Raw genomic sequence first — 13,218 nt, forward strand, 5'->3', positions numbered from 1 at the left:
GTGGGTTCCAGGTCAAACACAACCTGTATCTGGTCGTGCAGCCACAGAAGACCAATTGAAACATGTTGATGATCAAGTATCAGAAAATAAAGCCAAGATTGCTGACAATACAGATAAGATTGGTAAAAATGCAGAGGCTATTGCGGATAACAAACAAAAAATAGCTGATAATAAAGCTGCAATTGATAAAAATGCAGTAGATATTGCTACTAACAAAGATAATATCGCAACTAATAAAGCCGATATAGCAACTAATAAAGATAATATCGCAACTAATAAAGCCGATATAGCAACTAATAAAGATAATATTACGACGAATAAACAAAATATTGCAGATAACAAAGCGGCCATCACTAAAAATGCTGGCGATATCGCAGCCAATAAAGCTAATATTGATAAAAATACAGAAGCTATTGGTCGTAAGATTTCCTTAGGTGGTAATACTGGTTCAACCGATGAGAAATCCTTAAGTACAGGCGATGTGAAATTCAATATTAAAGGGCAAAATGGTATTGTTACTGAAGCTAATGGAGACGATGTAACTGTCAAATTAGATGATGCTACGGCTAATAAAATCAACAATGCAGCAAATACGGATTTGAGCAACTTAACAGATGCTGGTAAACAACAAGTTAAAGATTTATCCGCATGGAACGTAGTAGCTAATGGTAATACTGCCGAAAAAGTTGAAGGTGGCAATACAGTTAAGTTTATCGATGGTGATAACATTTCCATTACTCAAAATGGTAAAGACTTCACAATTGCTACTAAACAAGACGTAACTTTCAATACTGTAAAAGCAAATCAAACCATTACAGCACCAAAAGTGAAAGCTACAGAAGGTGTAGAAACACCTCAAGTAACGGGTTTGACTAACACTGCATGGACTCCGGGTCAAACACAGCCTGTCTCTGGACGTGCCGCCACAGAAGATCAATTGAAACATGTTGATGATCAAGTAGCAGAAAACAAAGCCAACATTGCTGATAATACAGATAAGATTGGTAAAAATGCTGATGCTATTGCGGATAACAAGCAAAAAATAGCTAATAATAAAGCTGCAATTGATAGAAATGCTGCTGATATTGCAACTAATAAGGACAATATTGCTGCGAATAAACAAAATATTGCTGATAACAAAGCGGCTATCACTAAAAATACTAGTGATATTGCAACTAATAAGGATAACATCGCAACCAATAAAGCTAATATCGACAAAAACACGACAGCTATTGCTCGTAAGATTTCTTTAGGTGGTAACTCTGGTTTGACTGATGAAAAATCGTTGAGTACAGGCGATGTAAAATTCAATATTAAAGGCGAAAACGGTTTAACAACTATAGCTAATGGTGAAGATGTAACTGTTAAGATTGATGATCAAACTAAAGCAAAAATCGATAATGCAGCAAATCAAGATTTGAGCAACTTGACAGAGACTGGTAAACAACAAGTTAAAGATATATCTGCATGGAAGGTAACAGCTGCAGGAGGTACTGTTGAAAAAGTACAAGGTAGTGATACCGTAAAATTCCAAGCTGGTGATAATCTTGTAGTTAACCAAGATAGAACTACTTTCACATATGGCTTGGCTAAAGACTTAAAAGGCCTAAACAGTGTTACTGTAGGTGATGAAAACGGTGTATCTACTAAAATCACTCCTGCAGGTACAACTGTGAAAGATGCAGCTGGCAACTCTACTACAATTAATGGGGGTGGTATGACTATTACTCCTGCAGATACAGCAGCTAGCCCTGTATCACTTACTGTAGACGGCTTAAATAATGGTGGCAACAAAATTCATGGAGTAGCGCCTGGCGCAGCTGATACTGATGCAGTAAATGTTAGCCAATTGAAAGCATCTAATGCTGGTTTACAAGAAGCTGTTAACCGTGTCGGTACTGAAACACAACGTGTTGGTGCTCATGCGGCAGCTATGGCCGCGTTGAAACCAATTCAATATGATCCATTGGAACCAACACAAATTATGGCTGGTATTGGTAACTACCGTGGTGAAACTGCGGGTGCTATCGGCATTGCTCATTATCGAACTGAAGATACTATGTTCAATGTAGGTGTTTCACTTGGTACTAGCCACAACATGGTAAATGCAGGTATAACGCATAAATTTGGTGGTAGTCGTGAAAGAAAAGACGCTATCCCAGAGCGTTATAAAGCAGGTCCTATTAGCTCTGTTTATGTAATGCAAGACGAAGTATCTAGCCTCAAAAAAGAGAATAGTAATCAAAAAACTGTTATTGCTAATCAAGCAGCACGTCTAAATACATTGGAAGCTGAAAATGAACGTCAACGTCAAGAATTGGCTGAAACTAAACAAGGCTTAGATGACTTGCGTGCCGTAGTAAATCAATTATTAGCCTCTAAAGGTTAAGAGTTGAGAACTAATTTTGATAATAGTCTAAGATAGTTATTTTCCTGTAAAACTAAAGAACCTCTTATACATTGTTGTACTTGATAGGGTATATACATTTCGTCTAAGAGGTTCTTTTTTGCTATTTTGATATATATTCTTATTTAAAAAGCATAACATATGAATGATTTCTCATATGTTATATGATATAATACAATAGATATAAGAGGTGAAGTAATGCCTTTACTATATGATCTTACATGAATAGGAGATAGGATGTTAGACCGTATACAACGATGGCTTTCAATAGACACCATGTTGCCTGTTGTAGAACGATTAGGACCTGTAGGAACTACAAAGCAGCTATATGGTAATTATTTAAAAATAGCTTGGCCAGCTACATTACAAGGCTTGATGTTACAATTTATGACTGCCATTGATTTGGCGATGGTTGGTGCCTTAGGTGCGTCAGCTCTTGCTTCGGTAGGCATTATGGGTCAACCTGAGATGGTAATGCTCATCTTTTGTCGAGCCTTATCCATTGCTGTGACAGCAATTATAGCTCGTCGTCATGGTGAAGGTGATGTAGATGGTATGAATGCCGTACTCAAGCAATCTATTTTATTGAATTTTTTAATTTATGTACCGTTATTATTGATATGTTTCTTGAACTTAGAGCATATTCTACGTTTTACGGGTGCTGAAGATGGCTATATTGAAACAGCCGTTTGGTATGGTCGTTTCATAGTTATTAGCTTAATATTTCAGTCCTTTAGCCAAATCGTAGGGGCTGCACTCATTGGATATGGTAACACTAAAGTTATTTTTAAATCTAATGTAGTAGGGAATATTTTGAATACGATAATGAATTTCTTCTTGATTTATGGTATTGGTTTCTTCCCTGAACTTGGCGTTATGGGGGCAGGTGTATCCACTATGATCAGTAGTGCTATTATTGCATTATTGTTGTTGCGTACGATTTCACAACATACTTCTACTGGATTAACATTGCGCCATCCGTCGAAATGGACTTTTGAAAGGCCCGTATTACATACAATGTTTCATGTCGGTGGCAGTTCTTTAGGAGAACAGTTCTTTGAGCGGTTCGGTATGTATACATACACTATGATTGTTGCTTCCTTAGGTGCGGTACCTTTAGCAGCACATTACGTATGTATGAATTTAATGGATATATTTTACTATTTTGCGATGGGTCTTGGATTTGCAGGTGCATCACATACGGGGCAAAGTCTGGGACACAAACGACCAGATATTGCACGTACTTATGGTAAAATTGGTGCTCGTATTGGTTTAGTCGTGGGCCTTGTAAGTGCATTAATCTTTATGGGTCCTGGTGATTTTTTAGTACAGTTATATACTCGTGAAAGTGATGTTGTTACACTTTCAGCCACTTTGATGGGCATTATGGCTATCGCTGCATTCCCTCAAGCATTACAGCAAGTGTATTCCGGTGTGTTGAAAGGGGCAGGAGATACATATTACATCATGAAATATTCTCTTGTAAGCGTAGCAATCATTCGTCCTATTATTACTTATTTATTGTGCATTACACTAGGTTTAGGGCTTTTTGGGGCATGGTTATCTTTGTGCTTCGATCAGTCTCTAAGATTATGTTGTTCTTATTTGAGATTTATTCGAGGAACATGGCAACATAAGGTTGTTTAATGAGATGTAAATTCTTTTTCACATTGAAAGTTTTAGAAGGATTCATGAAAAAGAAGTGAATAAACTCTTGTCTATTAAAAATTTTTGATGTACAATACGTAATGTGAAAAAAATGACACATTGGGGAATGTGTTATCTGACCAGAAACTTCTGATTTCACGTATATATGTAAGGGATATACATATGAAATGATAAAAGCTTCCTTAGTGCATAAGGGAGCTTTTATTCGTTCAATTATAGTTAGATCTATTAGTATATATAATAATGATTTTGATGAACTTATAAGACCAGTAATTTTATTATTGTTAGAGAATCTTAAAAAAGATAAATAGTATTATAATTTCGGGAATGTAATATGTGCAGAGAATCGCAGTGATTCGGCAATAGAGAGGGTTTAAATATTTATATTTATAATATTTATAGATAGATATAACCAAAAATTCATCAAATATTCATGAAGAATGTTGAATTATATTGAAAAATTGTGTAAACTATAAGCATATTATTACCAAAGCCTAAGTATTATAAGGGCTGTTTTTGGAGGGAATTATAATGAATAAAAAATTATTAGCTTTATTGGCAGTTGCTGCTGTAGGTGTGTCCGTAGCAGGTGCAACTCCTCAAACTCAATTCAATAAAGGTGAGTTTCAAGTTGATCTTGGTGCGTCTGATTCTAAAGCAAAAACTAAAGCTTGGACTTCTGATGCAAAATGGAACTTTGATGGTGGTGTAACATACGCTTTCACAGATAAAACAGCGTTGCAATACCAATACCATGGTTTGAATGATAAAATGTTCGGCACTAGCTATAGTGATAGAATGCAAGAAGTTAATTTGATTCAATCCTTGAACAAAAATTTCGCAGTATATGGTGGTTATGCTCACATTTCTGGTGATACATTCCCTAAAGCAAATAATATTGCTCAATTAGGTGTAATTGGTAAAGCTAACCTTGGCTCCAAAGTAGACGTTTATGGTAAAGCGGGTGTAGGGACTAAGAGAACTACTACTTGGGAAGCAGGTTTAGGTTATAAAGTTAACCAAGACTGGGATATTAATGCAGGGTATCGTTATATCAATACTAAACGTGATGATAAGTCTAATATTTCCTTCCAAGGTCCTGTAGTAGGATTATCTTACCGTTTCGGCGGTCATAAATCCGTAGCTCCTGTATACACTCCAGCGCCAGCTCCTGTATACACTCCGGCTCCAGCTCCTACTGTAGAAGCGCCTGCATATAAAACTCCTAAATTGGACTACTATGTACAATCTATCTACTTTGACTCCGACCAAGATGTTGCTCGTGCGGACCAATATCCAAACTTAACAGCTGCTGTAAATGCTGCTAACCAATATTCTCAAGACCAAGTTAAATTGATGGGTAACGCTGATACTGATGCAAATCCACAATACAACATTGCTTTGTCTGAACGCCGCGTACAACATGTGGCTCAATATTTAGTTAACCATGGTGTATCTGCCGATCGTCTTATCGGTATTGCTAATGGTGATGTTAAACCAGTTGCAACTAACTCTACAGCAGCAGGTAAAGCTGAAAACCGTCGTGTAGACGTTTATATTCATCGCTAATCTCTAGACTAATCTAGATTAGTCCTACAATAAGTCCACCTTCAATCATGCTCTCTTGTTTATCGAGAATTCGAGCATGCGACAAGGTGGACTTTTGTGTTATACTAAAATTGCATACAATCCTAGGTCATACAATGTTCATTATGCTTTGGTAATGTATGCGATGTGAGAATCGTATAGTTATATAGGTGTAGCTTATTAATAGTGTTATGTGAAGTAGGTTATTATGAAAGAATTCAAATATTACAAACAGCTCATAGGAGCTATTATACTAGCGGGCATTATGATTATGATGGCACTACGTATAAGTGATATTGCTAGTGGTCTTGACGCTATCTTTACGGCTTTTGTTCCGCTCATTGTGGGTGCTTGTATTGCTTTCGTATTGGATATTCTAGTCGTTCGTTATGAACGATGGCTATGGCCCAAGTGTGGCTCTGGATGGAAGTATAAAATACGTCGCCCGTTGAGTCTTTTGCTATCCTTTGTAACAATTAGTGTTATTGTGTATTTTATTGCTCGGATGGCTTTACCTCAATTGATTCATTCTATGTCGATTATTGTAGCTGCATCACCGCAATTGTATACGGATTTCCAAACATGGATGCAACATATTACAGAAACAGTTCCAATGGCGTCGAATCAAACGATTATAGATGCCCTAAGTGGAGAGAATATTGCTAAATATACTCGTGAATGGGGGACAAAAGGTGGCACATATATTGTAAATGCAATGGGCACCGTATTGTCTTGGACTTTAAACATAGGTCTTGGCTTAATTTTTGCTGTTTATATGTTGCTTGATAAGGAACGCCTTATGTTACAAGGTAAACGTATATTAAAGGCATATGCATCAGATGAGTGGGTAAATCGAGTTAGTTATGTAACTCGCGTAGCAGTTCAAACATTCAGTAATTTTTTTGTAGGTCAGTTTATAGATGCCTTGGTTCTAGGCGTGATGGTAGGAATTACTTTATGGCTATTTAATATTGAATATGCTACAACGATTGCCTGTGTAATTGGTCTAACTGGTTTGATTCCACTATTAGGTATTTATGTTGGTGGTATCATTGGAGCCGTTATGCTACTTACTGTTAGCCCTATGGATGCTCTCATCTATGTAATTATTTTAGAGGTACTTCATCAAATTGAAAGCAACTTTATTTATCCTAAAATTGTAGGTAACTCTGTCGGATTACCAGGTTTGTGGGTATTTGCTGCCGTTATCGTAGGCGGTAGTTTGATGGGGGTTACTGGTATGTTGATCGGTGTACCTTTAGTGGCTACATGCTATAAACTGATTATGACTGATGTAGATGGGCGACTTGCATCTAATGAAGGTTTATAGTATATTGTCTAAATGATATGACTATTTACATATTTTTCGTGTTGCTGAATATAGCATGAACTTATAGAAATTCTAGTGTACTAATAGTTTGATTAATAGAAACATGATATCTAGTAGGAGGATTATAATGAATAAAAAGTTGATTTCTATGGCATTAACGGGGGTATTAGCAGTGGGCATGTTATCCGTTGCTACACCAAGTGTGGCAGATGCACGCAAAACAAAGCCTGAAACAAGTACGGATATTTCTGTAAAACGTGCACCTGGCGAGTCCATAGTTATGACTATGAGCCAAATTGGAACTATTTTCCAAAATCGCTATCCTAATGCGGCGCTTCATTCTGTAGAGCTCAACTCTAATGACTTGAACTATGGTTATAAAGTAGTTGGTTATAGTAAGTATCATCAGTACAAGATGAAAATTGATGTAATCACTGGTAATGCTTCTGATATGGAAGAGGGGGGCAAACCTAAGAAAGTTATTGGTGAGATTTTCAATAAAGATAAAGTTATTGAATCAACGCAAGCAGAACGTGTTGCAAAACAACAACTTGGAAATGATGCTGTTATGAAGGGCTGGAAAATTGAAGCTCATAATGGTAAAGTTTTATACTATGTGACTATGCATCAAGATGGTAAAAAAGTAGTTGTTACAGTAGATGCTGAGACAGGTGCTTATGTAGAACAATCTAAATCCTATAAATTACCACCTGAGCCAGATCAAGGCTTCGATGGTCGTAAAACAAATCTCGTTTGGGGTTCTGATATAGATATGGGCCGCTAACCTATCTATTGATGATTAATAAGAAAAGAGCCGAAGGCAATGCCTTTGGCTCTTTTTTGCGATTCCGATACTATAAAATATCGGTTGATAGTGCTCTTATGTTAGAATATTTTTTTTACAATAGATATGTTTGCAACAAAAGGACTGCGCCTAGGTTTAGTCCTTTTATTATTTATAACTATAGTTGTATTACCAACGATTTTCGTAGTACACTTGTGTCCACATGATAACCTCGACGAGGGATGGATGTGGGCTCATAGTTTCGCCTACAGTGATAACGGATCTAGGGTCCATTTCACGAGTAATACCTTTTTCACGTAAACGTTTAGTGCGTTCAGAAGCAATTTCTTCGTTGATTGCTGTCAACGGAGTTACACCACTATTCATAAGGTTCACATAAGGCTGGAAGAGGATAGAGGCTTGAGGACCTACGACATGCATACCAAGGATATGGTTGGTGTCTTTATCTACCACAATTTTTACAAATCCATCGTTTATATCTCCAGGGTTGATACCCATTGCATAGCCTTTTGCAGTGGAGGAGTAGAAGTTCTTCCCAACTCCTACATTGTAACCCGCTTTGATAGCTTCAGCCTCTGTGAGACCTACACTACCAACTTCAGGATAGGAGAAAGTAACTTTTGGTAATGTATCATACCTTGCCCAACGGTAATCATCTTCACTTGTTGCATAGAAGAGATTGTGAGCAATGATATCTGCTTCGTAGTTTGCACGGTGACGGAATGCCGGCTCCCCATTGACATCACCTAAAGCGTAGATACCATCAACGGATGTTTCTAAAAATTCGTTAGTTTTGATCCAGCCTTTAGGCCGTGTTTCAATACCAGTATTTTCTAGGTGAAGTTCTTCCACAGCTGGACGGATACCTGCAGCTACAAGGATTTCTTCAACTTTAGTTTCTGTAATTTCGCCAGTAGTACGATCTTTAGTAACTACTACTTTAAGGCCATCCTCTTGGCGGATTTCAACAGTGTCTTGGTTTAGAAGTACGTTAATACCACGTTCTCTGTAGTTGTTAAGCAAGTGTTCCGATATATCTGCATCTTCTTTAGGAACTAAACGTACATTATGTTGTAGAATTGTTACTTTTGTACCAGCGGAATCAAATACATGAGCGAACTCAACACCAATCGGACCCGCACCAAGTACAGCAAGGGATTTATATGGTTGTTTAGGGAATTTATCACCAAAGAGACTTTCACTAGTAAGGAACCCTGATTCTTGAAGACCTGGTACATTAGGTACATTACTATAGCCACCAGTACCAAGGATAATTGTAGGCGCTGTAATTTCTACAATGCCAGACCCATCGTTAAGATGGATGTTCATCACTTTATCAGATACAAAGCTTGCTGCGCCACGATACACATCTACGTTGTCATAGGCATTGTAATAATCATAGATGCCTGCAGATTCGTCAATTTTATGCCAAGTACGCTTGGACACAGTATGCCAGTCCATAGTAGCAGGTCCAACGTTAACGCCAATTTTTTTGAATTCTTTTGTTTCTTGAATTGCATTAGCTGCTGTAACCATAACTTTTGTAGGAATACAACCGCGAGTTAGACATGTACCACCAAATTTACCTTTTTCTATGATTGCCACTTTAAAGCCTTTTTTGAGCGCAGCATCAGCTACGATGGTTGCGCCGCCTGTACCAACTACAATAATATCGTATTGTTTCATGTTGATTCCTTTCTATATATCTACTAATAGTTATTATCATTAACTATATTATACCACTATATTGAAGAAAATCAATATAGTTTATTAGTGCTTGGTGAAAGTTTATATTTAGTTAATCCAAATATATAATATCATTTTTACACAATTAGGTGGCGAGGATATATATAACTTTCACAAAGTCCTAGTGAAAGAATATAAAATTTGTTTATAAAAAAAGACGGTCTCATAGGACCGTCTAAGAAAGTTTTAATTCCAATCTTGATGATAGCCGCGTTTTGCATAATCAGCAGTAGCCGTGAAGAGGATATCTGTGCTAGAGTTAAGTGCAGTTTCCGTGGAATCTTGTAATACGCCGATAATAAAGCCTACGCCTACAACTTGCATTGCTACATCATTGGATATACCGAATAGGGAACAAGCCAATGGAATGAGTAACAAGGAACCGCCTGCAACACCAGAAGCCCCACATGCACCAATAGTGGCAATAACAGATAATAGGATTGCGGTAGGAATATCTACAACGATACCTAATGTATGCGCCGCAGCTAATGTCATGATTGTGATTGTAATTGCTGCACCACCCATATTGATTGTAGCTCCTAATGGAATGGATACGGAATACATATCTGGATTAAGTTTCAATCGTTTGGCTAAATCAAGGTTTACGGGAATGTTTGCAGCAGAACTACGTGTAAAGAACGCATAGATTGCAGATTCTCGTAAGCATTTGAATACCAATGGGTATGGATTACGACGAAGGTAAATAAAGGATAAAATTGGATTGATTACTAGTGCTACAAAGATCATAGAACCAAGTAATAATACGAGTAATTGAAAGTACCCAATCAAGGCTTCGATGCCGTTAGTAGCAATGGATTCTGCTACAAGGCCCATAATACCAAGAGGGGCGAATCGAATGATCCAACCTACTACAGTAGTAATAGCTTGTGCAATGGACTCTATAACTTCCTTCGTATTCATCGGTGCATGGCGTAAAGCACCACCAATGATAAGTGCCCAACCTAAAATACCGATGTAGTTAGCAGTCATTAATGCTTTTACTGGATTATCAACTACATTTTTTAGTAATGTTGTCATAACCTCTACGATACCTTGTGGTGGTGCGGCATCGGCGGCACCTGCTGCTAGGTGTAATGTAGTAGGGAAAAAGAAGCTTACGATTACTGCTAAAGCCGCAGATAGGAATGTACCTAGTAAATATAAGGTTATAACAGAGCCCATACCTGTCTTTTGTCCAGAGCGATGTTTACTAATCGCAGCAATTACTAAGAAAAATACGAGGATAGGGGCGATACCTTTTAGCGCTCCAACGAAGAGGACTCCTAATAAAGCAAGTTCATTGGCCACATCGGGCACATAAAGAGCAGTTAAAATACCAATAATCAAACCTATGATAATTTGTTGGATTAGACTGACTCTATTGATTGATTTTACAAATCGATTCATAGTACACTCCAATACTTATATAAAAACAAATAAAATCCCATGATAAAGTATCCTTTCAACATGGACATATGTCATTATACAACGAACATGAAATGGTGGCAATAGATATTATAATCGATAGTCGTATATATTTATTATGAATATAGGTAAAAAATAAATATGTGTGTTTAGTTCTATATTATGTAGCGGAAAATACTAAATACCAGTGTTTTTAGTAGGTATGTATATATTACATAGTCACTATATAGAGTATATATATTAGGATTCTTTTTAGCGTTCCTATAGTGTGGTATACTATGCCATATATAATTCTTGAACATAGTTCTTGATTTGTGAAAGGTCCATAATGAATACTAAAGAATTTAAAACGTATGCAGATAAAGAGAAATTTGTACAAGGCGTTTTTTCTAATATTGCAAAAAACTATGACTTAATGAATACGGTGTTAAGCTTTGGACAAGATTATTTTTGGCGTAAATTCTCTGTAAAAGCGATGAATATCGGTCCTCACCAATATGTACTTGATGTGGCATGTGGCACTTGTGTATTTACGAAGGAGGCATTACGTCAAGAGCCCACTTTGAAGGTAGAGGCATTAGATTTTAATAGTGAAATGCTAAATCAAGGTCGTGTTCGTATTGAGGCTGCTGGTTTACTTAATCAAGTAAATTTAGTACAAGGTGATGCCATGGCCTTACCATATGAGGATAATACATTTGATGCTGCAATGAGTGGCTTTGCAATGCGAAATGTTCCAGATATTAAGCAGGTATTGTCTGAAATGCAACGCGTGGTAAAACCAGGGGGGAAGGTTGTGGTGTTAGAACTTGCAAAACCAAGTATGTTTGGGTTTAAACAGTTATATAACTTCTATTTTTCATATATATTGCCTATTATAGGAAAATTGAGCAAAGATAACTCTTCCTATGCCTGGCTTCCAGAATCTTTACGTAGATACCCGCATCAAAGTGAGATTTTAGAAATCTGGAAATCTCTTGGATATGAAAATGCCACCTATCATGAATTGACAGGCGGCATTGTAGCTGTACACGAAGGTGTGGTACCGGAAAATTCTATTGTAGATAATAAGTGATGTTAGCGTCTTGTGAAACTATTAAAGAGCCTTTTTCTACAGGCGTAGTAGTTTCGAGAGCTGCTTTTAGCATTACTGGGTTACGATAGTAACCAGAGTCCATTGTGCTAGTTTCAGTTGTGCTAATGGAAACAGTTTTTACTGGTCCCAATGTACGACCGAGGGCAGCTGCGATAACTTCTGCTTTATGGCGACCGTTTTGAATCGCTTCTGTAGTTAAAGAATCAGATAATTGTTGAGACACATCATTTTGGAATGAAAGGTTGTTGATGTCGTTAGCACCAGCGCTAACAGCGGCATCGACAACCTTTCCTACGTTATCAAGGTTATTGATCTTAACTGTTACATGATTTGATACATTGTAACCTGTATTGATGCGTTTGCCGTCTTGATAGTCGCTCGTTGGATTGATGGAAATGCTAGATGTATAGATGTCTTTTTTTGCAACACCTAAGTTAGCTAATTGACTAATTAAATTACTCATAATACGATCATTATTAGATTTTGCAGCATTGATATTGGTATTTTGGCTTGTAATACCAAGTGTTAAAATCGCATAGTTAGGTGCTACAGATCGAGACGCTTGACCAGTAATATTAATTTCTGAAGTATCAAATGTGCCCTGTGGTGCAGCTAATGTGGTAGTTCCCATAGTAGCACATATAGCAGCTATAGCTACAGCTTTTGATAATAAATGTTTTGATAGTTTCATACTCAATCTCCTTACAATAATGTAATATTCATATTGGTAAATGCTAATAAAAGAAAACTAATTTGTGCTGAAAGTTCTTTATTACAGCTACATTGTACATGATTAATTGTGTAAAATCAATTATTAGGTTTATAGTTGAAAATGAAAATAAAATGAAGATTTTGTAAAATTGAGAATTGGGGGTTGCGATTATATTTTCATTGTACTATAATATGCATACAGTCGTTTGAGCGGCTGTTTCTTAATGAGTGTAGCAATACACTTAGAGGTTTAAAATGAACTTCAAAAAGATTATAAAATGTGTTGACATGAAAGTGGTCATAATGTTATTATAATCAAGTCGTCAATTACGACAGTACTTAATAATGAAGTAGTGCAAATTGATAACAGATCTTTGAAAACTGAACAATGATAGGTAATCAATCATATGATTGAACATATGCCAGAGTGCGGGTTTTGACAT

Annotated in this window: 9 protein-coding genes; 6 read left to right on the forward strand and 3 right to left on the reverse strand. The window is 36.8% G+C overall.

Annotated elements, in window-relative coordinates; all coding sequences use genetic code 11:
* The 5 genes from E7L28_RS09675 to E7L28_RS09695 form a co-directional block, all read left to right on the forward strand.
* The coding region (locus E7L28_RS09675; protein ID WP_316711638.1) for a YadA-like family protein at positions 1-2,389 on the forward strand (2,389 nt) is incomplete at its 5' end.
* 255 nt (positions 2,390-2,644) lie between these two features.
* A complete protein-coding gene (locus tag E7L28_RS09680) occupies positions 2,645-4,054 on the forward strand; it encodes an MATE family efflux transporter (RefSeq protein ID WP_008715697.1) in 1,410 nt (469 codons plus the stop codon).
* A 552-nt stretch (positions 4,055-4,606) separates the two neighbouring features.
* A complete protein-coding gene (locus E7L28_RS09685) occupies positions 4,607-5,644 on the forward strand; it encodes an OmpA family protein (RefSeq protein ID WP_004692964.1) in 1,038 nt (345 codons plus the stop codon).
* Positions 5,645-5,870: 226 nt separating this feature from the next.
* Positions 5,871-6,992 (forward strand): AI-2E family transporter, encoded by a 1,122-nt coding sequence (locus E7L28_RS09690; RefSeq protein ID WP_004692963.1) that lies wholly within the window; start codon positions 5,871-5,873, stop codon positions 6,990-6,992.
* Positions 6,993-7,119: 127 nt separating this feature from the next.
* On the forward strand, positions 7,120-7,776 hold the full coding sequence (locus E7L28_RS09695) for a PepSY domain-containing protein (RefSeq protein ID WP_004692962.1): 657 nt from the start codon (positions 7,120-7,122) through the stop codon (positions 7,774-7,776).
* A 189-nt stretch (positions 7,777-7,965) separates the two neighbouring features.
* On the opposite strand, the gene E7L28_RS09700 is transcribed toward E7L28_RS09695, so the two are convergent.
* Positions 7,966-9,483: a dihydrolipoyl dehydrogenase family protein gene (locus tag E7L28_RS09700; protein ID WP_302132476.1), complete on the reverse strand. Its 1,518-nt coding sequence runs from the start codon at positions 9,481-9,483 to the stop codon at positions 7,966-7,968.
* 246 nt (positions 9,484-9,729) lie between these two features.
* The gene (gene sstT / locus E7L28_RS09705) at positions 9,730-10,950 is read right to left on the reverse strand and encodes a serine/threonine transporter SstT (RefSeq protein WP_004698388.1); all 1,221 of its coding nucleotides are present in this window, start codon (positions 10,948-10,950) and stop codon (positions 9,730-9,732) included.
* A 346-nt stretch (positions 10,951-11,296) separates the two neighbouring features.
* On the opposite strand from sstT, the gene E7L28_RS09710 reads away from it, so the two are divergent.
* Positions 11,297-12,043, forward strand: coding sequence for a ubiquinone/menaquinone biosynthesis methyltransferase (locus E7L28_RS09710; protein WP_004698389.1), 747 nt, complete (start codon positions 11,297-11,299; stop codon positions 12,041-12,043).
* Here the strand turns inward: E7L28_RS09710 and E7L28_RS09715 are convergent.
* Complete coding sequence (locus E7L28_RS09715) at positions 12,024-12,755, reverse strand: SIMPL domain-containing protein (RefSeq protein WP_004698386.1); 732 nt, start codon at positions 12,753-12,755, stop codon at positions 12,024-12,026. The two genes, E7L28_RS09710 and E7L28_RS09715, sit on opposite strands and share 20 nt — an antisense overlap.
* Between the last annotated feature and the right edge of the window lie 463 nt (positions 12,756-13,218).

Source organism: Veillonella parvula, from assembly GCF_032575955.1.
GTDB classification, from domain to species: Bacteria; Bacillota; Negativicutes; order Veillonellales; family Veillonellaceae; genus Veillonella; species Veillonella parvula_J.

Coding starts and splice junctions, on each gene's coding strand:
- E7L28_RS09680 (WP_008715697.1), top strand. CDS start 2,645: ATGTTAGACCGTATACAACGATGGCTTTCAATAGACACCATGTTGCCT.
- E7L28_RS09695 (WP_004692962.1), top strand. CDS start 7,120: ATGAATAAAAAGTTGATTTCTATGGCATTAACGGGGGTATTAGCAGTG.
- E7L28_RS09715 (WP_004698386.1), bottom strand. CDS start 12,755: ATGAAACTATCAAAACATTTATTATCAAAAGCTGTAGCTATAGCTGCT.
- E7L28_RS09710 (WP_004698389.1), top strand. CDS start 11,297: ATGAATACTAAAGAATTTAAAACGTATGCAGATAAAGAGAAATTTGTA.
- E7L28_RS09685 (WP_004692964.1), top strand. CDS start 4,607: ATGAATAAAAAATTATTAGCTTTATTGGCAGTTGCTGCTGTAGGTGTG.
- E7L28_RS09690 (WP_004692963.1), top strand. CDS start 5,871: ATGAAAGAATTCAAATATTACAAACAGCTCATAGGAGCTATTATACTA.
- E7L28_RS09700 (WP_302132476.1), bottom strand. CDS start 9,483: ATGAAACAATACGATATTATTGTAGTTGGTACAGGCGGCGCAACCATC.
- sstT (WP_004698388.1), bottom strand. CDS start 10,950: ATGAATCGATTTGTAAAATCAATCAATAGAGTCAGTCTAATCCAACAA.